Source organism: Solilutibacter silvestris (genome assembly GCF_050574925.1).
GTDB lineage: Bacteria > Pseudomonadota > Gammaproteobacteria > Xanthomonadales > Xanthomonadaceae > Solilutibacter > Solilutibacter silvestris_A.
Genome location: NZ_JBCMOO010000003.1, coordinates 221,521 through 244,046 on the forward strand (window position 1 = coordinate 221,521; position 22,526 = coordinate 244,046).

A 22,526-nucleotide genomic window follows, 5' to 3' on the forward strand; every position below is an offset into this window, starting at 1 on the left:
CTAGTCAAGCCGCGAGCGGACGCGCCTGCAGTTCCGCGACTTCGTGCGCGGTGCCGAAGCGGCCCTTGGCATCGCGGGTGATCTGCGCCAGTGCACATTCCGGATCGTGCGTGAAATAGAGATGGACGTTGCGCGCCACCAGGTCGGTGAGCAATTCCTGCTTCTCGTCGATCAGTACTTCGGCGCAGCGGTCGTAACCCATGGTGATCGGCACGTGCACCCACGGCCGCCCGGGAATCAGGTCGGCGCAGAACAGCAAGCCGCCATGCGCCTCATTGCCGATGCGTTCCGGTCCGAGGATTTCCGCGAGCATCAGGCCAGGCGTATGGCCCTGGCTGTAGTGGAAGCGCACGGTATCGCCAAGCGCGCGCGAGTGCAGGCCATCGACGATCTCCAGGCGACCACTCGCCTCGAGCAACCCCGGCAACTCCGCAATGAAGCTGGCGCGATCGCGCGGATGCGGATCCTTCGCGCGTTCCCAGCAAGCGCGGCTGACAAGATAGGTCGCCTTCGGGAAGAGCAACGAAGGCGCAACGCCTTCCTGCCATTCCGAGAGCAATCCGCCGGCATGGTCGAAGTGGAGATGCGAAAGCACCACCACGTCGATATCTTCATGACTGAAACCGGCCTGCTTCAATGAATCGAGCAGCACGTGCCGGTCTTCCTGGATGCCGTAGCGTTCGCGCAACTTGGGCTCGAAGAACGCGCCGATGCCGGTTTCGAACAGCACCGTCTTGCCATTGAGCGGCGAAGCCAGCAACGCCCGGCAAGCAAGTGGAATGCGATTGAGTTCGTCGGGCGCGATCCATTGCTGCCACATCGCGCGCGGCGCGTTGCCGAACATCGCGCCACCGTCGAGTTTCTGGGAATTGCCGAGGATCGACCACAGTTTCATGCGCCCACCCTACTCCTAGTGCGCCCTGGCCTTGTCGAGACGAACCTCGGCCTTGCCGACCGGATTGCGCGGATCGCTGCCGCCTTCCATGGTGTCGGTCGCCTTGTTCCATTCGACCGTCTGCAGGTTCCCCCAGGCATCGCTGGAGCGCTGGCCCTTCACCTCGCCCGGCACGATCACCGTGTGGCCCATCGCACGCAGTTTCTGCACGGTCTCGGCCGACAGCGAACCCTTTTCGGTTTCGACCACGTCGGGCAGCCATTGATGGTGGTAGCGCGGCAACGCGGCAACCTGCTGCGCGGACAAGCCATCGTCGTAGCCGAGGATGCCGAGCAGCACCATGGTGATGATGCGACTGCCGCCCGGCGTGCCGAGCACCGCGACGCGATCCTTCGATTCCATGAAGGTCGGCGTCATCGAGCTCAACATGCGCTTGCCCGGCTTGGGCGCGTTGGCCTCGTAACCCATCACGCCGAAGGCGTTCGGCGTGCCCGGCTTGAGCGCGAAATCGTCCATCTCGTCGTTGAGCAGGAAACCGGCGCCCACCGGGATCAGGCCCGAGCCGTACAGCAGGTTCACCGTCTGCGTGGTCGCGACGCGATTGCCCTGGTCGTCGATGATCGAGAAATGCGTGGTTTCGTCGTGCTCGCGCAGCGGCGTCGGCGAATTCGGGAACAGGTCGCTCGGCGTCGCCTTGTCCGGGTTGATGGTGGTGCGCAAGCCGGCGGCGTAATCGGGATCGAGCAGCGTCTTCTGCGGCACGTGGACGAAATCGGGATCGCCCAGATAGAAGGTGCGATCGTGGTAGGCGCGGCGCATTGCCTCGACCACCATGTGGATGCGCTTGGCTTCATCCATCTTGCGCAGGTCATAGAGTTGCAGGATCTGCAGGATCTCGGCGACAACGATCCCGCCCGAGGACGGCGGCGGCGCGGTGACGATTTTCCAGCCATGCCAGTCGAGCGTGATCGGCGCGCGTTCCTTGACCCGATAGGCCGCCAGTTCCTGCGCGGTCCAATGGCCGCCGTTGTCGTCGACCGCCTTCAGGATCTTCTGGGCGATGTCGCCCTTGTAGAAACCGTCGAAGCCCTTGTCGGCGAGCAGTTGCAGCGTGCGCGCGAGATCGGGCTGCTTCAGCAGTTCGCCTTCCTTCAGCGGCACGCCATTCGGCTCGAAGGTCGCGCGCGTACCGGGATAGCGCGTCATCACCTCGCGGCGTTCGCCGTAGGCACGCACCAGCCGTCCGTACATCGGGAAGCCTTCGCGGGCGATGCGGATCGCCGGTTGCAACGACACCTTCAACGGCAGTCGGCCGTATTTCTGCGAGACGTGCACCAGCGCGGCAGGCAGGCCGGGAATACCGGCCGACCACGGGCCGTTCTGCGATTTCTCGGGATCGAGGTTTCCCTTCGCATCAAGGAACTTGTCGGGCGTCGCCGATGCCGGGGACATCTCGCGCGCATCGACGAAGACATCCTTGCCAGTCTTCGCGTCGTGCAGCAGGAACATGCCACCGCCGCCGAGTCCCGAGCTCACCGGCTCGACCACGCTCAAGGCCGCGGAAACCGCCACCGCCGCGTCGAAGGCATTGCCGCCCTTGGCGATGATCTCGAAGCCGGCATCGGTCGCGAGCTTGTGCGCGGAGGCGATGGCGGCGCCTGGCGGATGTGCATGCGCCGGTTTCGCTGCGTTGCGTGCCGAAGCGGCATCCACCCCTCCGAACGACAGCAACAAACCGGCGAGCAACAGCGAACGCCAGGACGTCTTCATGCGGCTTTCTCCTGCAGGCCCGCCAGCTTGGCGAGCAATTGATCGTTGGATTCCACGTGTTCCGGATCGTTCTCGATGCACTCCACCGGGCACACCACCACGCATTGCGGCTCGTCGAAATGGCCGACGCATTCGGTGCAGAGATCGGGGTGGATGATGTAGATCTCCGCACCCTGCGTGATCGCCTGGTTCGGGCAAGCCGGTTCGCAGACGTCGCAGTTGATGCAGGTATCGAGGATTTTCAGCGCCATCGTCGGCTCAGGCCTTCGCGCCACCGTTGCGGCGGAATGCTTCCTGCAACGCGGCGTCCACCACCGGCGGCACGAACTTGCGGACGTCGCCACCAAGGCGCGAGATCTCGCGTACCAGCGTCGAGGAAATGAAGCTGTATTTCTCGGCGGGCGTCAGGAACAGCGTCTCGACGCCGGGAATCAGGTGGCGATTCATGCTCGCCAGCTGGAATTCGTATTCGAAATCGGAGACCGCGCGCAGACCGCGCAGCAACACGCCGGCGCCGACTTCATCGACGAAATGCGCCAGCAGCGTGTCGAAACCACGCACCTCGACATTCGACAGTTCCCGCAGGCTTTCGCGCGCCAACTCGATGCGCTGCTCGTGCGCCAGCCCCGGCCCCTTGCCCGGACTCACTGCGACACCGACCACCAACCGCTCGAACAGCGGCGCGGCGCGATGCACCAGGTCGACATGACCATTGGTGATGGGATCGAAGGTGCCTGGGTAGATCGCGATGCGTGGATTGGGGCTGGCCATGCGGGATCGGAGGCTTCGGGAGCGCGCCTGTATGGGGAATCAGTGTATCAGCGACCGCCCGTGAATCATGTCGAATCGCGGCGATACAGCCGGTAATCCACCTCGCGGGTCGCGCCTTCGCGATGCAGGGCCCAACCCGGCCCGGGATCCGCCTGAACGCCATGCGCGGACTCCACGTACAGCCATGCGTCCGCGGCGACATGCGGCGCCAGTCCGGCCATCACTCGCGCCCACAGGTCATCGGCGAAGGGCGGATCGACGAAGACGATGTCGAACGGTCCTTCCGTCATTCCGTTCAGCCATGCCAACGCATCGGCCTGGATGAGCCGTGCGCTATCGCCAGTCCCAAGACGATCGATGCTCGCGCGCAATCCCGCACAGGCGGTGCGATCGCGTTCCACCAGCGTGGCCGAGGCCGCGCCGCGCGACAGCGCTTCCAGCCCCAATGCACCGGTCCCGGCGAAGAGGTCGAGCACGCGCGCACCGGGCAATGCCGACTGCAGCCAGTTGAACAGCGTCTCGCGCACGCGGTCGGAGCTCGGACGCAGGCCGGCGACGTCCGGAACCGGCAATTTCGTGCCGCGCCAGCGCCCGCCGACGATGCGCACCGTGCCGGCCGGGCGATTTGAACTGGGTGATACCATGCCTGCCATTGTCCGTCATCGCATCCGGAATGGTCAGCTGGTTCCGCCGCAACAAGCCCGAAGCCGCCGCACCGGCGCCTTCCGAACCCCCGCAGCAACCCGCCACGCCGCCTTCCGCAGCGCCGTCGGATGCGCCCGCGACACCGGCTGGTGACGACGACTTTGCCAATGCCGCACCGGCCGCCGCACCCGGCAAGCCCGGCTGGCGCCAGCGCCTTTCCGGCAGCGGCATCGCCCGCAGCCTCGGCGGCCTGTTCCGTCGCAACCCCACGCTCGACGATGCCCTGCTCGACGAGATCGAAACCGCGCTGATCACCGCCGACGTCGGCGTCGGCGCGACGACCGCGCTGGTCGAGGATCTTCGCGCCCGCATGCGCAAGCGCGAATTCGCCGATGCCGCCGCCCTGTTCAAGGCCCTGCGCGCCGAACTGGTCGCCATCCTCGAACCGGTTTCCAAGCCGTTGTTGATCGATGGCAGCGCACGTCCGTTCGTGATCGTCACCATCGGCGTCAACGGCGTCGGCAAGACCACCACCATCGGCAAGCTCGCGCGCAAGTTCCGCGACGAGAATCGCAGCCTGATGCTCGCCGCCGGCGACACCTTCCGCGCCGCTGCGGTCGCGCAGTTGCAGGCCTGGGGCGAACGCAACGACGTGCAAGTCGTCGCGCAAGGCCAGAACGCCGATGCCGCCGCCGTCGCCTACGACGCCTACCAGGCCGCTCAGGCCCGTGGCGTCGAAGTGCTGATCGCCGATACCGCCGGCCGCCTGCATACGCAGGGCGGATTGATGGAAGAACTCGCCAAGATCGTCCGCGTGCTCGGCAAGCAATCGAGCGCGGTACCGCACGAAATCCTGATGGTGATCGACGGCACCACCGGCCAGAACGCCATCGCCCAAGTGCGTGCGTTCAGCGCCAAGGTGCCGGTGTCGGGACTCGTGGTGACCAAACTCGACGGCACCGCCAAGGGCGGCGTGGTGTTCGCGCTGGCGCGCGAATTCGGCATCCCGATCCGCTACGCCGGCATCGGCGAACGCCCGGAAGACCTGCGCGTGTTCGACGCCGAAACCTTCGTCGACGCGCTGCTGCCCGACGCTCTCTCGAATTGAGCGACCGTTTCGCCACCCGGCTGCTGAAGTGGTTCGACGCGCATGGTCGCCATGACCTGCCGTGGCAGGACTTGCCAGGCCAGCGGCGCACGCCGTATCGGGTATGGCTCTCGGAAATCATGCTGCAACAGACGCAGGTCAGTGTCGTCACCGGCTATTTCCAGCGTTTCGTCGACGCGCTGCCCGATCTTCCGGTACTCGCCGCCGCGCCACGCGACCAGGTGCTGGCGCTGTGGTCGGGACTCGGCTACTACGCCCGCGCCCGCAACCTTCATGCCACCGCGCAGCGCTGCATGGAATTGCACGACGGCGACCTGCCGCGCGATTTCGATGCACTGCTCGCACTGCCAGGCATCGGCCGCAGCACTGCGGGCGCGATCCTCGCGCAGGCCTGGGGCGATCGTTTCGCCATCCTCGATGGCAACGTCAAGCGCCTGCTTGCGCGTTACCACGGCATCGAAGGCTGGCCGGGCACGCCGGCCATCGAAAAGCGGATGTGGGAACTCGCGATTTCGCATCTTCCCGATGAACGCTTGCTTGATTACACCCAGGCGCAGATGGATCTCGGCGCCACGCTGTGCACCCGCGCGAATCCCGATTGCGCGCAATGTCCGTTGCGCACGGATTGCGTCGCCTACTCCACCAACCGCACTTCATCGCTGCCGACGCCACGCCCGAACAAGGTCAAGCCCGAACGCGAAACGCATGTGGCCTGGCTGGAAGACAAGACCGGTCGCGTCCTGCTGCAACGTCGTCCTCCGACCGGCGTGTGGGCATCGCTATGGTCGCTGCCGCAATTCGACACGACAGCGGATCGCGATGCATGGCTTGGCGATCAGGGGCGAATGACATCCTCGTCGGAACTGGAATCGATCGAACACGTCTTCACCCATTTCCGCCTGCAACTGCATCCGCTGCGTGCGCGACTCGCCACTGCGAAAGCGCATGTGGGCGACAATGACGATCACCGCTGGGTCGCCCGTTCGGAACTTGCCGAATTCGGCATTCCCGCGCCGATCCGCCGACTGCTGGAGTCCATGCCATGAGCCGCACCGTCCACTGCGATTACAGCCACCAGGAAGCCGAAGGCCTCGACTTCGTGCCGTGGCCGGGCGAACTCGGCCAACGCGTCTTCAATCACATCGGCAAGGCGGCATGGGCGGCATGGCTGGCCCACCAGACCATGCTGATCAACGAATTGCGACTGTCGCCGCGCAACCCCAGTGATCGCGCGCGCCTGGAAACCGAGATGGAGAAATTCCTGTTCGGTGGCGATGCGGAAAAACCCGCGGGTTACATCCCCGAAGGTTGATGTCTCAAGATTGAAAGCGCGCTCAGATGACGCGCGCTTCCCCATCCGGCGTCGACTTCAGCTTCCCGGTATCCAGCGGCTGGATCTGCTTGATGCTGCAAGCGGGCCCGCGCGAGACATAGACCTTGTCGAAGTTGGTGTTGATCCGGCCCATGTCCGAGCTGACACCGATAATGTAGGCTCCGACTGCCCAGTCCATGCATGGACCGCTCAAGGTCATCAGATATTGCCGCGTCGGCGTGGTGGTATAGACGATATGGCTGCCATCCACGGACTCCCAGCGCGGCGCCCCGAAGTTGCTGATGCTGGAAACCGGCGCACCGGCTGCGGACTGGTAACGCGCGAGGGCTGCCGCCTCCTTCGCCTCACGCGCGGAAGAGGAGGCCGACGGCGTGGTGCTGCATGCCGCCGTCGACAGGACCATGGCGGCAACAATCGAAAGTGTGGCGATTCGCATCTCGGTCTCCTGCCCCTTTGACGGCATGATGATGCCAGAATCGATCTGTAGCCCGGTTAAGCGTCTGAATGCCGATCTTGCCCTCATTCAGTGAAGGCATTACAATGGCCGGCTACGGCTAGGTAGCTCAGTTGGTAGAGCAGGGGATTGAAAATCCCCGTGTCGGGGGTTCGATTCCCTCCCTGGCCACCATATTTATCAAGGGCTTGCAGCGATGCAGGCCCTTTTTCTTTGCTCCACATCATTCCCGGTGACCGTATGGTGACCGTTATCGTTGCACTAGAGCACATCGGTTTCGAGTTGCTTCATTTTTTCTTCAACTCGGATACCGACACGCCGCAATCTGCGCCCTACGCTGCCGGCAACCCCAATACCGAAGACTCAAAGCATGGCCAAGTCCACCCCTGCCCGACTCGCCTGTGAAACCCATTTGCGCGAGGAGATCCAGCGCAACACCGAGGCACAGATTGCCTTCTCGGAAACCGCCGTGGCTCAACGCCTACTGGCCGCCAGTGCCGCCATGGGCCCCGTCTACGACGAAATCTACCCCCCGCTCTCCAAGGACGGCATGGCCTTCAAGATCTTCTTGAACTGCCTGACGTGGATGGGCGCGTACATGACGCCCGAACAGATCGCCCAGGAGCGGGCTGACCGGGCGGAATTGATCGCGGTGAACCGGGACATCGAGGAAGCCGCGGAAACGTTGGCCTCGCTCCTGGAACAGCGCCAGGAGTTGCACGAACGCTCCGGTTTTGGCTCCGAGACGCTGTACGACATTGCCGGTGTGATTGACCAAGCGGGTGATCAAAGTGGTCGATATGGCATGCTCTTGAAGCCGGAACTGGACAAACTCAACGTCCGCTACGACCTCAAATACTGGCCGTCGCTGGCCGAGTGCATCCGGGCGATCAGCGATGACGCCCGCCGGGCTGAAGTGACACCGAATGATTCCGTCACGGCCGTGGCGACGGAAAGCCAACGCCCGTCCAAGTCGGACTTTATCCGCGGGCTGCTAGCGCAAATCGACCGGAACAAGGGCGATTATCTTGGCGGCATTCCAACGGATTTCACGATGTCGAACGATGATCTGGCCACGATCGTCAACGTGATCCTTGATCTGCCGGTGACGGAACTGGCTGATGCCAATTCCGTGAAAGTACTCCGGCACCGGATGAAGCCGCGCTGCTAGCCCACTCTCAAATTCGCATGGGCTCGATTTGATCTCTCTTCCCTCCTCGAGCCCATGTACGGCCAATGCCACAGGCGTCCACCGGACATCCCCGACTAATGGAACAGGCCAAAGCATATCGAGGGTTCGAATCCCTCCGTTTCCGCCAAACTCAATCGGCCTACGGTTCGATTCCTATTTCCGGCACCGCCTCTTGCCAGTCCGATATCGTTGGGCAGCTAGCTCCATCGATTCGCCAAACACTCGCGAGCTTTCGCGATCCATTCGCAAATCAGCCCCTCAATATGTCGAACACAGGCGCAATTAGGGATATCCATGCAAGAACGAATTGATCTATGGAAGCGAATCTTTAGCCAGGACAGGAATTCAATCACCAGTTCCCTGTCGACTATGGCTTGGGACCTTGCTGCGTTCTCTTGCTTGGCGGAAATAGTCCGCCGTGCACCAGATACACGGAGAGGCAAGATGCTAAATGGCATGTATCTGGACATGCTCGCCTCGGGCTTCTGGAGCAGAACCATGCAGGGAATTCGGAAGCTTGTTGAAGTTGAAGCGATCAGCGGTCCACGCGGCGTTTGCTCAATAGGAGGACTGATTCACGACGCCCGCTGTGCCCGAGAGAAACTGACTCGAAAGGTCTTCGTTGTGAGCATCTCTGGCTCCGAATACAACTACGAGACAGTTAGAGCGCGTTATTGGGATTTCGTCGGAACTCAACAGCCAGGGACCGCATTTTGGGTCCCATCCGATCTTCGATATCACATTTCAGAGCAACGCCATATTGAGTTCGACTGGTTAAGCGGAACCAGTCCCGGAAACTCTAGTCCCGACGACATTATTAGAGTAGAAGTCTTCGATGCTCTAACGGAAAGGCTCGCTCGACTTAACGATATCGTAGAGCATGTGAATGTAGAAATCGCTCACGCCGCCACGGAAGCTAGCAGACAGGGCCGTGTATTGGATCAATGGGGTTTAGACGATGCAAAGGCTGCTATCAAGGAGTTAGCTCAGGTTGCTGAACTAACTGGCCGATGGTTCTGCTTCGAAGGCATTGGAACCGTCTTGCCTACGCCACAATTTGACCAGTTCCAGCACCTCAACCAGCCGCTATTCAATGGGGACAACAGTGACCTACACAGCATCTGGCGTGAGTTAGATTCGGAAATAGCTCAGTGGCATGACGTGGAAGCTCAATCCCTTCTGAGGCTATAGCGAATCAACTAAACCCTAGCCAATTCTGGGTTTTTATACATGCTCTTGCATTCAATCAAGAAGCAGCCAGTCCGGCACTTGCTCGCGCGGCGACATATCTCAATGATCGCCTTAAGGGCCATCAAGGGTTCGAGTTCCGTCCGCTCCGCCAGCCGCCCCCTATAGAACGTGCATTCAACCGATTTCAGATTGCAGTACACGACTTCTGTAGTAATTCCACGCTTGACGTCTAAGCAAAAGAGGTTCCCTCCAGAGTCACAGGCAATTAGCAAAACGTGACGCTCTGGACACCGATTGGCAATCAGCGAGAGGTCCCAAAAAATAGATCACTGCTTTGCGTCAATCTGCCAATACCGAAGAACACCTGCACATCTGTTGGCGATCCTGGAGCGCTCGGAATATCTATAGTGTCTGACGTTGGAACACCACCGTTGAATTGCAATAAAAACTCGATAGGTAGGCGTCAACTGGGCTCCTAGCGCCATCTCGACGGCATCTATGTCTTTCAAGCCAATTTTTGGCCCCGCATTTCCAAGGATTATGTATTACTTCTCTTCTCCTGCCATTTTTTTTCGAGCAGTGTTCAAACTGTCTCTGTTAGCTCCGGCTGCATAATCTGGATCTTCCGATTGAGCGGGGTCATCCTCCCAGCCGCAAACGCCGCATATTTCATAGCTCCCTTGCTCGCCAAGAGTTCGAGAAAAACAACAAGGGCATGGAAACAATTCTCCATTGGTTGGCATATTCATTGTGAATCGCCTACGCTCCGACTAGCGATCGTGATCAGCGAGGACTCTCCCTTCGCCAAGCAGCTTTAGAAGACTCTCAAGCTCTATCACTTTGCCGCCGATGCTTGGATTGAAAGCAACTTCGAATATTCCATCATCCGTGAATCCAACATCCAGTATCGCTGTATCCCCGTCCAACAGTTCGAATAGCGCATGCTCGCGGTTGATATCGGTAGTCTTCCGCCATCTATAAATTTCAAAGGTGGTCATAGTCGTAGCCCTTATGGGTTGATAAATCCGATAAAGCTGCCGTCGGATGCCCAACGCGCCCCAAATCCACCTGGAATCCGAGTTTGCGTCACGACTCCATATCGGCCAAGCACAGGAGTCGTCGTAGCGCCATTTCGCATGATGTCCCTCAATGCTGCATGTGCTGCGTCATTGATTGCACTATCCGTACGCAACATTTGTCGCAAGGTTTCTTTTGTTTCCCCAATGACTTCGGGATGCTTAGTTAACGCGCGACCGGCATTTGACAACTTAGTATTTTTGAACTGATCAACAGCTGACTTATATAGCGGATTCTGCCCCCCCAACCCCTTGCTGGCCATCCCCCCCACAGTAAGTAGGGGCAGTATGGGCGCCGCCGCCTCAAACACATCACTGGCAGCATCCAACCCTTGCGCAGCACACTCGTTCCCAAGATTTCGCTGCACTTGGGCCGCACCATGTGTCATGTCGCGGAACATGTCTGCACACCCTGATGGATCCTGCATGCAGTACGCATCCACAGAGGTCATAAACAGTCCCTGTGGATCAATTGCTCCAAGTGGACCACTGCCTACATAGCCGTACGTCGAAATTCCACCCGCCAACCCAATCGGATCGCTCTGCGAGTAGCGACCCGATGCCGTTTCGTAGTCACGATTCCAGTTCTGATTGAGTCCCGTATTGGCGTCATAGCGCTGCCCCGGGAACCGCATGTCGAACCCGAACAACACGCCATCCCCATCCGGATCCTGGTCCGGCTGTACATTCCCGAACGCCTCGCTCGTCAGCGGCCAGCCCCAGATTGCAACGTTTCTGGTTAGGTCAATCACCGCTCTTGGCGTGCCTAGGTGATCCGGTTCGATGTAAGCAAGTGTGGGAATGCCGCTCGTAGTCGTGATGACGCCCACCGGCATGTCATCCAGCCAGATCACCTGCTGCTTGGCAGCGCCCGCACTGTCATATTCACCCAGCCAGTGACCCGCCTCGTCGTAGGCAAACACGCTGGTCGCACTTCCGCTCGTGCGCGACACCTGCTGCCCACGTGCATCGTAGGCGTACTGCATCGTGGCTACGCCCGCGATCAACACCGCACTCATTCGGCTGTCGGGGCCGTAGCTGTAGCCCTTCCCGTTCCCCATGTCAGTGGTATTGCCCACCGCGTCATAGGTGCGGGTGGCCGCCGCAAGCTGGATCAGATGGTGACTGCCGGTATCGTAGGTATAGGCCTGCGTTCCACTGTTGATGCTCTGCGCTTGCGTGCGATTACCCGTTGCGTCGTAACTCCAGGTATAGAGCGGCGATCCTGCTCCGTTCTGCTGCTGCGTCAAACGGTTCATTCCGTCATACACGAACTTGCCGAGGCTTGTCGTCTGTGTACCGTCCATCAGTGCGCCCAGATTGCCTGCCGCATCGAAGCCGTAGGCATAACTGAGACCGCCGGACTGGCTATCCTGGATCGCATTGGGACGATAGTCGAGCGTGAGCGTCCGGCTCAGCGTCCGTCCATTGCCATAGTTCCAGCCCGTTGATGGACCGAACGGTGCATACGTCACGCTAGTGACGATCACGCTGCGGCTACCAATAGCCGGCGTATAGCCGACCTCGGTGATCTGCCCCAGCGTGTTGCGCACGTAGTCCACCACGCCGCCATCCGGATAAGTCAGGCCTTGCATCCGTCCATAGGTGTCATAGGCATAACGGGTGACCTGCGTCAGGCTGCCCACCGTCTGCACCTTGCGCACCAGCTGGCCCCAACGGTCGTAGCAGTATTGCGTCGTTGCACCCTTGGCTTGCGTTCCGGTCAGAAGACCCTTCGCAGTCTGTTCGCCTGCCTGGCACACACCCTGCACCGCATCGTAGGTGTAGCTCTGGTTATAGTTGGAATCGGAGTAGCTGGCTGCGACCAACCGGTTCAGCGCATCGTAGGCGTAGTTGGAAGTGACGCCACGCGCATCGGTCTGGGTCAGACGATTGCCGGCAGCATCGTATGTATAGCCGGTTGCTCCCGTGTCCGGACTTGTCAGCTGGGTCAGATCGCCCAAGCCGTTGTAGCCATACGTGGTCGCCAACCCCTTGGGATCCAACACTTGGGTCAGGTGGTCATTGGCGTCGTAGGTCAATTGAGTGCTGGCATTGATGCCAGTCGTGTCCTGCAAGGCCTGGATCAGGCGCCCCAGCGGATCGTAAGCATTGCCGGTGGCGTGGCCCAAGGCATCGCTCACGCCTGTGGTGTTGCCATTAGCGTCATAGACGTATGTTGTTGCGTGATTGTTAGCCGTCAGGCTCTGCTGCAACTGACCCAGCTGGTTGTACACCCGTGACAGGGTCCGCGTCAGCGTTCCATTGGGATCACTGGTGTCTTCCTTGGTGCGGTTGCCGGCGTTGTCCAGGGTGTAGTGAACCTTGTTGCCGGCGTTGTCGTAGACGTCGGTCAGCCGATGTGCTGCGTCATAGGTGAAGGCCGTGAAGCTGTTATCGGGCTGATAGACGAAGCTGACAAGACCCGTCGGCCAGTATTCAATTCGGGTGCTGCGGCTGGGATTGGCCGATGTGCCATCTCCGCGTACTGTCTTGCTCGCCAGCCAACCACGGGCCGTGTAGGTGTAATCGGTGATGATTCCGTTCGGGTCCTTTACCGACAGCACGCGGCCTGCACCGTCATAGGCCAATGTTTCGGTGACCTGGCCAAGCGCATTGGTCGTCGTCCACAAATCGCCTTTGCGATGCGCGCATGCTCCCTGTGGTGTCGAAGCGCAAGTCGGATCGTCACTCAGGTAGTAGCTGTAGGTGGTGGCGCTGTTCGCATCAGTGCGCGGCCCCTTGACCGACAGCAGCAACCCAACCAGGGGACATTGCGTGCCATTTACAGAGGTGCAGTAGGTGTAGGTCCACTGACGCACACCCGTCGGCGCATTGGCACTGCTGCCACAGGTGTAGCTCGTTGCAGCAGACAGCGAGGGATCGATCTCGCAGCGAGCCGTGGTTTGCCCAGCACTGTTGTAGGCCCAAGAGGTCGAAGCGACGATGGCGTTGGCGTTATCGAGGACCGTACGGGATAACGGCACGCGAAGCGCGGTGTTCCAGGTTGTATTCGTCGTGCGCTGGGTGCTTTTGCCTTGTGCTTCGATTTTTTCCGTCAGCAGTCCAGCACTGCTGTACGTTGTCGCAGTAGTCGTGTTGTTGAAGTCGATGCTCGTTGCGGGATAGCCATTTGCATCGAATGTCAGAGACGAATAACCCTGACCACAATTAGGTCCGCAAGGACCACTGGCTGAACTCGCGCGAACCGTGCCATTCGGTGTCAAAAACCCATAGGTCACCTGTACACCGGCGGGATAGGTCACCGTATTGGAACCGCCAGATCCATAACTGACCTGCGTGAGATCCACGCCACCTGCGGACCTGGACAGAATGGCTCGTCCTTGCGAGTCATAGCCGATATCGGTCAGACGGACACTCGATTCATCAATCTCACCGGTCAGAGCATTGGGGAGATTGGTGTTGGATGTTAGTGTGGCTTCGTTGTAAACGTATTGCCGGTACTTTGTATCCGGATAGGTGACTTTGACGAGGTTGCCATTGCTGTCGTAGGCATAATTAATCGCACCGCTATCCGGCAACGTCACCGTCGCCACATTGCCTTGCGCGTTATAGGTGAACGCGAGTTGCCGGCCCCTCGGGTCTTGCACCGTCAGCAGAAGACCCGATGATGGTGCAATACTCGCCGGCGTTGAGGCATTGCTATAGGTGAAAACGGTGATCTGATTATTGGTATCGACAATTCCCAACAAATGACCCTGCGAGTCATAGTTTTCCTGATGCCGCGTCGTGGCATCGGTAAAAATAAAACCCGTCAGATTGTTGGAAGCATCGTAAGTTGCGATGAGCGCATCTGATACATCTGCATCGGCTTTCCAAACGCCGGTTTGTAGTGTGAACGCTACTTGGCGTCCATCAGGGCGATATGCCGTCACACGTGCACTGGACCCACTGCTGAAGTACTCAATGCTGCGATCAAAAGTGTGCCGCCAATGAGCTCCGAAATGACCGGGAGCCACCGACGTGTTGCTGTTGTAATAGCGATGAAGCGCCAGCACGCCAATGTCAAAATCCGTATCGTCGCGATATTCGTTACCTGTGCCGAAATTGATCGGATCGCCAACACAATTACAGGGCTTGCCTAATACTTTGCCGGGAGCATAGGAATAAGCCGTTGCATAAAATGGCTGAGTACCGCCACATGGCGGATTCATTGTCTCGGTCGCGACCAATCCCGAATAAGCCTGCGGGTCGTATAACGTCAAGTTATAGGTACAGAACGCATAAGATGGCCATTGCGAAAGCCACCATGTGCGCCACGCCTGAATGTCGGCACTTAGCGTGGGATTGTTCCATGATGTATATGGCGCCCCGTAATAGGCGGTGCTGGTTGCGCTTGTAGAGGTATTCGCCAGCATTGGCATGCGCTGGGCAGAAGACTTCGCAGGTGAGCCCACATGAGCGGGATGTTCCGACAGAGTCCAGTTTTGCCCACGTGATGTCGTGTTAATCATCACGTCGCCGGTCGGACTAGTTTGAGGTTTCACGTCCAGCGAAGCGCCGGCGAGAACCATGACGCCCACAATCAGGCACAAACGAGCGACTCGCTCCCATAGCAACTTTTTCACTGCCACCCCCTGGCAAATACCTGCCGTGATTTGTATCACATCTTTTTTGATGGAAATCTCATGCCGGATGTTGCTACGGGGAATCTGCGTTCAACAGTGCCTATACGCAACCACGACTGTGACGCAAAAAAGAACTCAATTCACTATCAATCAGCAGCTATAACCTAAGAGACAAGCAGCGTAAGTGGCTAGTCATTGAATGGCTCCATTTCCGGAAGCAGTCGAAATCCCCGTGTCGGGGGTTCGATTCCCTCCCTGGCCACCATGATCCGAAAAAGCCCGCAGCGATGCGGGCTTTTTTCTTGTCTCCAACTCAAGCCAGGGCCATGCGCCCCACCGCGGGATCGTCGGTGAAGAATCCGTCGATCCCGGCGTCGAGATAGCGCCGGATTTCCTTGATGGACCCTTCGACATTGCGCGCGTTGTCGCCCGCACCGTTGCGGAAGTCCCTGGGCAGGAAGCGGTTCTCGGGGCGGAACGTCCACGTGTGCACAAGCAGGCCCACGGCGTGGGCATCGCGGATCACCGAGGTCGGCTGGCCGAGGCGGCCATCGGCATCGCGCGGAATCAGTACCTGCACGTTGGGCGCGATCACATCGGCGTACTTGGCGACTTCCCTGAGTCCTGCCGCACTGGTGATCTCCGCCCATGGCGTCCTGCCGCCAGCGGCAACCACGTCGGCCGGCGATTTCCGTGGGTCGCCGGTCAACTGCATGATGCGGATGTTGCCGCGCTTGCCGAGCTTCCCGCGCAAATACCTGAGGTTGGCGATCTCGAACGACTGGATTTCCACCGGCGCGCGTCGCGTGTATTCATGCCCGTCCAGCACCGCAAGGAAGCGGTCTTCGAGCGGCAGGCCGATCGACCGGAAGAACGTCGAGTTCTTGAGCTCGGGGATGATGCCGACGACGCGCCCGATGGTGGCCGACTGCGCCGCGACAAATTCGATGATTTCCTCGAACGTCGGCACCTGGAACTGGCCGTCGTAGGCGGTGTTCGCCGCGCGCACGTCGGGGATGCGTTCCTTCGCGCGCAGCGTCTTCAATTCCGCCAGCGTGAAATCGCTGACGAACCAGCCGGTGAACGTCTCCCCGTCGACGGTCTTGCTGGTGCGGCGCGCCGCGAATTCGGGACGCGAAGCGACGTCGGTGGTCGTGCCGATCTCGTCCTCGTGACGCGCCACCAGCACGCCGTCCTTCGTACTGACGAGATCGGGTTCGATGTAATCCGCGCCATCGGCGATCGCCTTGGCGTACGAGGCCAGCGTGTGTTCCGGCCGCAACGCGCAGGCGCCACGATGGCCGAACACTTCGGCGCGACGCTGCGGCGCGGCCGACAGCTTGCCCGGCAAGCCTGCTACGACAACGGCGCCAGCGCCGGCTGCAAGAAAAGTGCGGCGATCGAGTTTCATCAGAACAGCTTGGTCGAGAAGGTCAGGAACCATTGCCGTGGCGGGATCGGATAGGTGTTGTAGGTACCCGACGCTGCGGTGGTGAGAACCTCGTAAATGCCCTTCCTGTTGGCGAGGTTGCTGACGTTGAGGCTCAATTTGGCATCGTGCAACCAGCCCGCACGGATCGGCAACGCATACGAAGCTTGGGCATTGAGCAGGAAATAGCTCGGCACCGACAGGTCGTTGGTATAGGTCGCGTAGCGCTTGCCGACGTAATCGCCGACCAGTTGCGCATCGAACGCACCGAATTGCGCGCTGGCGACGAACTTGTTCATCCAGTCCGGGCTTGCCGGGACGTTCTTGCCGGCGGTCGGCACGACCGTGGTCCCGGAGAGATAGTCGTCCTGGTAGCGCGAGCGATTGAACGACACCGCATCGTAGAAGCTGAAGTGCTCGCCGAAGTGCAGTGTCGCGGCGAAGTCGACGCCGTCCGTCTTCACCCCACCCACGTTGTTGATGATCACCGCACCCGGATTGATCGTCGTGAAGCCTGCAGACGCCCCGACCGCAAGCAGGCGGTTGGAGAAATTGACGTGGTAGGCGCTGACCTGCCCGTCGATACCGGTGATTGGTCCCAGTTGCAGGCCGTGCTGGAAGCGCCAGCCGCCTTCATAGGCCCATGCGGTTTCCGGCGAGACATTGCGCTTGAAAGTGTTGAACAGATCCTGGCTGCCGAGGCTCCACGGCGACAAGCCGCCCCCGCCGTAGGTGATGAACTGGCGCATGTTCTTCTGGATGTTCACGAACAGCTCGTCGCCCGACGTGATGTTCCACAGCGCGCCGACCTGCGGCAGGAACTTCCCGCGCGTGTAAATGCGGCCCTCCGGCATTTGCAGGAAACCGGCCGTCGAATTGGGCAACGGTTGCACCGGCACCGTGCCGTGGGCGAACTGGTAGCTCGATTTGAATCCGGCCTGCAGCGTGAAACTGTCGCTGACATGCCAGGCATCCTGGATATATGCCTGCACCACTTCGTTGCGGATTTCGCTGTGGTACTGGGTGATCAGCGGATCGGCGAGATCGAGCGGGCGCTGGTACGGCGTGCTCGGATTGTTGACGTCGAGCGCATACCAGCGGCGGCGCGTCGAGGAAGCGATCTTCTCGTACCACAGGCCGGCATTGACCTGGTGATTCCCGATGCGCCAGTCGAGCGACGACAGCCAGCCCTGGCGATTGATTTCATATTCGGTGGTGCGCGTCGCGTAACCGGAGTTGCCGAACACCTGCTTCAGGTTCTGCCCCGGGAAGTAGACGCCGAACAGTTTCGGCAGGCCGGCTGCGTTGAGCGGACCCGCGACCACGCCGACACCGTCATCGTGATGGAAGTAGACCTGGTTGGACCAGGTGAACGCGTTGCTCAACTTCCAGTCGTACTTGACGTAGGTGAGGAAGTCCGTGCGCTGCGCGTCGCTGTAATAGTTGAGGTAGTTGTTGCCGTCCGCCGCCGGCGGTGCACCGTTCGCGCCGAGGTAGGCCAGGGCCCGCGAGAAATCCGGATACATGAACGGCCGGTTGTCGCGATGGCTGCTGCCCTCTCCCGCCGGCGTGCCGTGGTACAGGCTGTCCTCGTTCGGTTCGATCTTGTCGGAATACGCGGCGTAGACCGTCAACTTGCCGGCATTGCCGTTGTGCACGAATTTGCCGTCGCCCTGCCAGCCGCGCTGGTGGCCCTTGAAATCCCAGGCCTGCTGGTCCTGGTGCATGATCGCGGCGTAAATCGAATTGCCGTTCTGTTCGCCGCTGTCGCCACGCAGGTAGGTGCGGGTCGTGTTGTAGCTGCCGATCGTCTGCGCGAACCTGACGCCGGCCTTCTTCGCCGGATCGGAGGAATGCGTGGCGACGGTGCCGCCCAGGTTCGAAGTCGATGCGGTGGCAAGATCGCCGGCACCCGATGACAGCGTCACCGAACCGACGTCCTCGCTGATGATCGCGCGCTGCGGCGAGAGGCCGTTGTAGTTGCCGTACTGCTGGTCGCCGAGCGGAACGCCATCGAGCGTGAACCCCAGCTGCTGCGTGCTGAACCCGTGCACGAACAGCAATGTGTTCTGCTCATTGTTGCCCCACGGATCGGCGGTCGTGTACAGCACGCCCGGCAGCGTCTGGATCGCCTTGAGCGGACTCGCGCCGGGCTGGATTTTCTGGATTTCCGTGCCGGAGATCGACACCGCCGATCGCGTCGAACCCTTGGCGCTGACCACCACCGTGCCAAGGCTCGATGGTGCGGCATCCGCCTGCGTCGCGACGGCTTTGTCGTCCTTCGCGGCATCGGGAACGCTCGTGCTCTGGGTGGGCTCGGCGGCGAACGCGGCCATCGGGGCGAACGCGCATGCACAGAGCAGCGCATTGCGCAGCGCGCGTGCAAGTGGGTGCTGCGGGAATGGGCGGAACGACGCGATGTTCGACATGAAGCGATCCCTGGACTTGGCGGTGCTGTGCCGCGAATGAACGCACCAAGCTAAGAGCGCAACATGTCAATACGGTTAAGACGGGTTTTGGCGTAGGCTTGCGCCGATCGCCCGCAAACGCCGGCGACGGGAGAACAAGATGAAACCGATCCTGCGGGTATTTCTGTTGCTTCTTGCCCTCGGCCTTGCCGGGTGCGCGACGTCTTCGCACGTGCTGACCGGCGCAGCGCGCCCGGCCATTTCGCCCGACCAGGTGAAGCTGTATTCGGAGCCGCCGCAGGGCCGCTACGAACAGATCGCGGTCATCGATGCCATCAGCTCGCAATCGTTCGCGATGACCTCGCAGCAGAAGACCGACAAGGTCGTCGCGCGATTGAAGGAAGAAGCCGCGAAGCTCGGCGCCAACGGCATCATCCTGCAGGGCATCGCCAATGAAACCAGCGGCGGTGGCACTGGCGTCTCCGTCGGCGGCGGTTATGGTGGCGGGCGTGTCGGCATCGGCACCGGGGTTGGCATTTCGATCCCGACCACCCGCAAGAACGGCAACGCCCTGGCGATCTACGTCTACCCATGAAAAGGTCTTCCATGCACGCATCGAAACGCACCCCGGGAACGGGCAATTACAAAGCCGTCCTCGCCATCGGCCTGGCGCTGTTGCTCGCTGCCTGTTCTTCCACTGGCGGCAAGCGCGTTTCGGAGCCCGCCGCGAGCATCCAGCAATTGACGGTGGACGCACGCGGCAATTGGCAGGTGCAGTTGCGCCTGCAGAACTACAGCAGCATGGCGATGCGTTTCGACACGATCGATCTCGCTCTGGAAGTGAACGGCCAGCCGGCCGGACATCTCAAGGCCACCCCCGCACTGTCGATTCCGGGCGAGTCCGGCGATCTCGCCACCATCAGCCATGTCCCCGATGGTGCGGGACGGCTGGTGATGGCCGATGTCCTCGCTTCCGGACAGGGCATCAACTACACGCTGAAGGGCGATGTCCAGGTGACGCCCGAGGGCAACAAGCAGCGCAGCTACACCATCGACGGCAAGAACCAGCTCAACCCGGTGCCCGGCCTGCCCGGCGTCCTGCGCTAGAACAATACGCTAGGGTATGCTTGACCTGACTCCGCCGGATTCCAGCCCATGAGTACCTACAAAGCTCCCCTCGCCGACCTGCGCTTCGCCCTCCACGACGTGCTCGGCGTCGACCGCGAATTTGCAGCACTCGGTTACGACGAAGTCACGCCCGACATCGTCGATGCGGTGCTGGAAGAAGCCGCGCGCTTCACCGAGACCGCGCTCGCGCCGATCAACGCCATCGGCGACGAGGTCGGCTGCAAGTTCGATCCCGCGACCGGCGATGTCGTCGCGCCCCCCGGCTTCAAGCAGGCCTTCGACCAGTTCGTCGAGGGCGGCTGGACCGGCCTCACCAACGATCCCAACTACGGCGGCCAGGGCATGCCCGAGGTGCTGGGCGCGGCGCTGACCGAAATGGTCGATGCCGCAAACCTCGCCTGGGGCAACTTCCCGATGCTGTCGCATGGCGCGGTCGAAGCGCTCAACCGCTACGGCGAGGAGTGGCAGAAGGAAGCCTTCCTGCGTCCGCTGGTGGAAGGCCGCTGGACCGGCACCATGTGCCTGACCGAACCGCACGCCGGCACCGACCTCGGCCTGCTGAAGACCCGCGCCGAACCCAATGCCGATGGCAGCTATTCCGTCACTGGCACCAAGATCTTCATCACCTGCGGCGAACACGATCTCGTTCCGAACATCGTGCACCTCGTGCTCGCTCGCCTGCCCGATGCACCGCCCGGCCCCAAGGGCATCTCGCTGTTCGTGGTGCCGAAGTTCAAGGTCGGCAAGGATGGCGCAATGGGGGAGCGCAACGCACTGCGTTGCGGCTCGATCGAACACAAGATGGGCATCCACGGTTCCGTCACCTGCGTGATGAACTTCGATGGCGCGCAGGGCTGGCTGGTCGGCGAGGCCAACAAGGGCTTGCAGGCGATGTTCGTGATGATGAATTCCGCGCGCCTCGGCGTAGGCCTGCAGGGCCTGGGACTCAGCGAACGCGCCTACCAGAACGCCTTGCGCTACGCGCGCGAACGCCTGCAGACGCGCTCGCTCTCTGGCGCGAAATTCCCGGAAAAGCCGGCCGATCCGATCATCGTCCACCCCGACGTGCGGCGCATGCTGCTGTCGATCAAGTCGCTGGTCGAAGGCAGCCGCCTGCTGGCGCTGCACGCGTACTCGCTGCTTGATGCCTCGCATCATGCCAAGGATGCGAACGAACGCGCGCAAGCCGAAACGCTGGTCGGCTTTCTGACGCCGATCGCCAAGGCCTGCCAGACCGAGTGGAGCATCGAGAACACCTACAACGCGCTGCAGTGCTTCGGCGGTCACGGCTACATCCGCGAACACGGCATGGAACAACTGGCGCGCGATGCCCGCATCACCACGTTGTACGAAGGCACTACCGGCATCCAGTCGCTCGACCTGATCGGCCGCAAGACGGCATCGACGCAAGGCGCCGGATTGAAGCTGTTCATCGCGATGATCGAAGACTTCGCGAAACAGCACGAAGGCGATGCCGCCCTCGCCGAATTCATCGGCCCGCTCAAGGCCAAGGCCGCGGAGTGGGCGCAGCTGACCACCGGCGTCCTCCAGCGCGCGGCGCAGAACCCGGAAGAACTCGGGGCCGCCAGCACCGATTACCTGTTCTATTCGGGTTACGTGGTGCTGGCCTACTGGTGGGCGCGGAGCATCGCCGCTGCGAATGCATCGGCACAGACCGCGGCTTTCAAGCAGGCCAAGCTCGATACCGCGCGCTTCTATTTCGCCCGCATGCTGCCGCGCACCCTGTCGCACAAGGCCGCGATCGAATCCGGCGCCGCCCCGCTGATGGCGATGCCCGCGGAGTTGTTCGGGGACTGAACAGGCGCCGTACACAAAACGTCAACAATCAGGTATATGCTGACTCCCCGTATGGAGCCAGCGCACACGCATCGTCGTCTGCAACTGGCCGCCTCCAACGCGGAGCCGGCATTGGGCACCCTGTCCCCTGTTACCGAGATCCGGCGCGCAAGCGTCGTGCGCCTGCTTGCGCTGGATTCGCATGGACAGGCCCTCGACTGGATCAGCTGGCAGGACGCCGCCTGCCTCTACGCCCGTGACGCCGTCGCCTGGACCCTGGGCGACCCCTGCATCACCCTGCACGGCGGCACCTCGCGCCTGACCGGCGAACAAAGCGAATTGCTGCTGCATCCGATCATCGCCGCCCGCAACCACGCCCGCGGCCGTCCCGGCATGCCGACGCCGGCACTCACCAATCCGGCGCTGTTCGCCCGCGACCAGCACCTGTGCATGTATTGCGGCAGCAGCTACAGCCGCAGCCTGCTGACCCGCGACCATGTGCAGCCGGTCTCGCGCGGCGGCAGGGACGTGTGGGAGAACGTGGTCACGGCCTGCGTCAGCTGCAATTCGCGCAAGGGCAACCGCACGCCACAGCAAGCCGCGATGCCATTGCTGGCCATCCCCTACCGGCCGAGCTGGATCGAGCACCTGATTCTCAGCAATCGTCACATTCTTGCCGACCAGATGGAATTCCTGAAGGCACAACTGCCGAAGAAATCGCCACGCCATTAACAAAACGG

19 protein-coding genes, 1 tRNA gene and 1 pseudogene are annotated in these 22,526 nt (G+C 61.2%); 10 read left to right on the forward strand and 11 right to left on the reverse strand.

Annotated features, from left to right (window positions below):
• Nucleotides 1–4: 4 nt before the first annotated feature.
• The 5 genes from ABE093_RS07765 to rsmD all read right to left on the reverse strand — a co-directional run bounded on the left by ABE093_RS07765 (nt 5) and on the right by rsmD (nt 4,089).
• On the reverse strand, nt 5–895 hold the full coding sequence (locus ABE093_RS07765) for an MBL fold metallo-hydrolase (RefSeq protein WP_430760313.1): 891 nt from the start codon (nt 893–895) through the stop codon (nt 5–7).
• Nucleotides 896–910: 15 nt separating this feature from the next.
• Nucleotides 911–2,665, reverse strand: coding sequence for a gamma-glutamyltransferase (ggt, locus tag ABE093_RS07770; protein ID WP_430760314.1), 1,755 nt, complete (start codon nt 2,663–2,665; stop codon nt 911–913).
• The gene (locus tag ABE093_RS07775; RefSeq protein ID WP_430760315.1) at nt 2,662–2,916 is read right to left on the reverse strand and encodes a YfhL family 4Fe-4S dicluster ferredoxin; all 255 of its coding nucleotides are present in this window, start codon (nt 2,914–2,916) and stop codon (nt 2,662–2,664) included. The genes ggt and ABE093_RS07775 overlap by 4 nt, the downstream gene beginning before the upstream one ends.
• Nucleotides 2,917–2,923: 7 nt before the next feature.
• Nucleotides 2,924–3,436 (reverse strand): pantetheine-phosphate adenylyltransferase, encoded by a 513-nt coding sequence (gene coaD, locus ABE093_RS07780; RefSeq protein WP_430760316.1) that lies wholly within the window; start codon nt 3,434–3,436, stop codon nt 2,924–2,926.
• 65 nt (nt 3,437–3,501) lie between these two features.
• Entirely contained in the window at nt 3,502–4,089 is a 588-nt protein-coding gene (gene rsmD / locus ABE093_RS07785; protein WP_430760317.1) for a 16S rRNA (guanine(966)-N(2))-methyltransferase RsmD, read from the reverse strand.
• 164 nt (nt 4,090–4,253) lie between these two features.
• On the opposite strand from rsmD, the pseudogene ftsY reads away from it, so the two are divergent.
• The 3 genes and pseudogenes from ftsY to ABE093_RS07800 form a co-directional block, all read left to right on the forward strand.
• Nucleotides 4,254–5,189, forward strand: a pseudogene (gene ftsY / locus ABE093_RS07790) (signal recognition particle-docking protein FtsY); the annotation flags it as partial.
• Nucleotides 5,186–6,235 carry an A/G-specific adenine glycosylase gene (mutY, locus tag ABE093_RS07795; protein ID WP_430760318.1) on the forward strand — a complete coding sequence of 350 codons (1,050 nt, stop codon included), beginning with the start codon at nt 5,186–5,188 and terminating at the stop codon, nt 6,233–6,235. The pseudogene ftsY and the gene mutY, both read left to right, overlap by 4 nt.
• On the forward strand, nt 6,232–6,501 hold the full coding sequence (locus ABE093_RS07800; RefSeq protein WP_430760319.1) for an oxidative damage protection protein: 270 nt from the start codon (nt 6,232–6,234) through the stop codon (nt 6,499–6,501). Before mutY ends, ABE093_RS07800 begins: the two co-directional genes overlap by 4 nt.
• Before the next feature lie 22 nt (nt 6,502–6,523).
• Here the strand turns inward: ABE093_RS07800 and ABE093_RS07805 are convergent, their stop codons facing one another.
• Nucleotides 6,524–6,958, reverse strand: coding sequence for a DUF6491 family protein (locus ABE093_RS07805; RefSeq protein ID WP_430760320.1), 435 nt, complete (start codon nt 6,956–6,958; stop codon nt 6,524–6,526).
• 116 nt (nt 6,959–7,074) lie between these two features.
• On the opposite strand from ABE093_RS07805, the gene ABE093_RS07810 reads away from it, so the two are divergent.
• The 3 genes from ABE093_RS07810 (at nt 7,075) to ABE093_RS07820 (ending at nt 9,359) form a co-directional block, all read left to right on the forward strand.
• Nucleotides 7,075–7,150: transfer RNA gene (locus ABE093_RS07810), tRNA-Phe, on the forward strand.
• 196 nt (nt 7,151–7,346) lie between these two features.
• The gene (locus ABE093_RS07815; protein ID WP_430760321.1) at nt 7,347–8,147 is read left to right on the forward strand and encodes a hypothetical protein; all 801 of its coding nucleotides are present in this window, start codon (nt 7,347–7,349) and stop codon (nt 8,145–8,147) included.
• A gap of 477 nt (nt 8,148–8,624) precedes the next feature.
• The gene (locus tag ABE093_RS07820; protein ID WP_430760322.1) at nt 8,625–9,359 is read left to right on the forward strand and encodes a hypothetical protein; all 735 of its coding nucleotides are present in this window, start codon (nt 8,625–8,627) and stop codon (nt 9,357–9,359) included.
• A gap of 545 nt (nt 9,360–9,904) precedes the next feature.
• Here ABE093_RS07820 and ABE093_RS07825 read toward each other — a convergent pair.
• The 5 genes from ABE093_RS07825 to ABE093_RS07845 form a co-directional block, all read right to left on the reverse strand.
• Nucleotides 9,905–10,108: a CPCC family cysteine-rich protein gene (locus tag ABE093_RS07825; protein WP_430760323.1), complete on the reverse strand. Its 204-nt coding sequence runs from the start codon at nt 10,106–10,108 to the stop codon at nt 9,905–9,907.
• Between the two features lie 21 nt (nt 10,109–10,129).
• Nucleotides 10,130–10,357 (reverse strand): hypothetical protein, encoded by a 228-nt coding sequence (locus ABE093_RS07830; RefSeq protein ID WP_430760324.1) that lies wholly within the window; start codon nt 10,355–10,357, stop codon nt 10,130–10,132.
• Nucleotides 10,358–10,368: 11 nt separating this feature from the next.
• Nucleotides 10,369–15,024 carry an RHS repeat-associated core domain-containing protein gene (locus ABE093_RS07835; protein WP_430760325.1) on the reverse strand — a complete coding sequence of 1,552 codons (4,656 nt, stop codon included), beginning with the start codon at nt 15,022–15,024 and terminating at the stop codon, nt 10,369–10,371.
• A 313-nt stretch (nt 15,025–15,337) separates the two neighbouring features.
• Nucleotides 15,338–16,435 (reverse strand): glycerophosphodiester phosphodiesterase, encoded by a 1,098-nt coding sequence (locus tag ABE093_RS07840; protein ID WP_430760326.1) that lies wholly within the window; start codon nt 16,433–16,435, stop codon nt 15,338–15,340.
• On the reverse strand, nt 16,435–18,882 hold the full coding sequence (locus ABE093_RS07845) for a TonB-dependent receptor (protein ID WP_430760327.1): 2,448 nt from the start codon (nt 18,880–18,882) through the stop codon (nt 16,435–16,437). The genes ABE093_RS07840 and ABE093_RS07845 overlap by 1 nt, the downstream gene beginning before the upstream one ends.
• A gap of 139 nt (nt 18,883–19,021) precedes the next feature.
• Between ABE093_RS07845 and ABE093_RS07850 the strand changes: the two genes are divergently transcribed.
• From ABE093_RS07850 to ABE093_RS07865, 4 genes are read left to right on the forward strand one after another with little or no spacing between them, the layout of a single operon-like run.
• Nucleotides 19,022–19,456, forward strand: coding sequence for a hypothetical protein (locus ABE093_RS07850; protein WP_430760328.1), 435 nt, complete (start codon nt 19,022–19,024; stop codon nt 19,454–19,456).
• An 11-nt stretch (nt 19,457–19,467) separates the two neighbouring features.
• A complete protein-coding gene (locus ABE093_RS07855; protein ID WP_430760329.1) occupies nt 19,468–19,968 on the forward strand; it encodes an LEA type 2 family protein in 501 nt (166 codons plus the stop codon).
• Between the two features lie 48 nt (nt 19,969–20,016).
• Nucleotides 20,017–21,807, forward strand: coding sequence for an acyl-CoA dehydrogenase C-terminal domain-containing protein (locus ABE093_RS07860; RefSeq protein ID WP_430760330.1), 1,791 nt, complete (start codon nt 20,017–20,019; stop codon nt 21,805–21,807).
• 36 nt (nt 21,808–21,843) lie between these two features.
• Entirely contained in the window at nt 21,844–22,518 is a 675-nt protein-coding gene (locus tag ABE093_RS07865) for an HNH endonuclease (RefSeq protein WP_430760331.1), read from the forward strand.
• Nucleotides 22,519–22,526: the final 8 nt, after the last annotated feature.

Excerpts from the sequence above, each read along its gene's own strand:
- ABE093_RS07830 (WP_430760324.1), bottom strand. The coding sequence starts at position 10,357 with ATGACCACCTTTGAAATTTATAGATGGCGGAAGACTACCGATATCAAC.
- ABE093_RS07815 (WP_430760321.1), top strand. The coding sequence starts at position 7,347 with ATGGCCAAGTCCACCCCTGCCCGACTCGCCTGTGAAACCCATTTGCGC.
- ABE093_RS07800 (WP_430760319.1), top strand. The coding sequence starts at position 6,232 with ATGAGCCGCACCGTCCACTGCGATTACAGCCACCAGGAAGCCGAAGGC.
- ABE093_RS07855 (WP_430760329.1), top strand. The coding sequence starts at position 19,468 with ATGCACGCATCGAAACGCACCCCGGGAACGGGCAATTACAAAGCCGTC.
- ABE093_RS07765 (WP_430760313.1), bottom strand. The coding sequence starts at position 895 with ATGAAACTGTGGTCGATCCTCGGCAATTCCCAGAAACTCGACGGTGGC.
- ABE093_RS07845 (WP_430760327.1), bottom strand. The coding sequence starts at position 18,882 with ATGTCGAACATCGCGTCGTTCCGCCCATTCCCGCAGCACCCACTTGCA.
- ggt (WP_430760314.1), bottom strand. The coding sequence starts at position 2,665 with ATGAAGACGTCCTGGCGTTCGCTGTTGCTCGCCGGTTTGTTGCTGTCG.
- ABE093_RS07820 (WP_430760322.1), top strand. The coding sequence starts at position 8,625 with ATGTATCTGGACATGCTCGCCTCGGGCTTCTGGAGCAGAACCATGCAG.
- ABE093_RS07850 (WP_430760328.1), top strand. The coding sequence starts at position 19,022 with ATGAAACCGATCCTGCGGGTATTTCTGTTGCTTCTTGCCCTCGGCCTT.
- ABE093_RS07825 (WP_430760323.1), bottom strand. The coding sequence starts at position 10,108 with ATGAATATGCCAACCAATGGAGAATTGTTTCCATGCCCTTGTTGTTTT.
- rsmD (WP_430760317.1), bottom strand. The coding sequence starts at position 4,089 with ATGGCAGGCATGGTATCACCCAGTTCAAATCGCCCGGCCGGCACGGTG.
- ABE093_RS07840 (WP_430760326.1), bottom strand. The coding sequence starts at position 16,435 with ATGAAACTCGATCGCCGCACTTTTCTTGCAGCCGGCGCTGGCGCCGTT.
- ABE093_RS07865 (WP_430760331.1), top strand. The coding sequence starts at position 21,844 with ATGCTGACTCCCCGTATGGAGCCAGCGCACACGCATCGTCGTCTGCAA.
- ABE093_RS07860 (WP_430760330.1), top strand. The coding sequence starts at position 20,017 with ATGAGTACCTACAAAGCTCCCCTCGCCGACCTGCGCTTCGCCCTCCAC.
- coaD (WP_430760316.1), bottom strand. The coding sequence starts at position 3,436 with ATGGCCAGCCCCAATCCACGCATCGCGATCTACCCAGGCACCTTCGAT.
- ABE093_RS07775 (WP_430760315.1), bottom strand. The coding sequence starts at position 2,916 with ATGGCGCTGAAAATCCTCGATACCTGCATCAACTGCGACGTCTGCGAA.
- ABE093_RS07805 (WP_430760320.1), bottom strand. The coding sequence starts at position 6,958 with ATGCGAATCGCCACACTTTCGATTGTTGCCGCCATGGTCCTGTCGACG.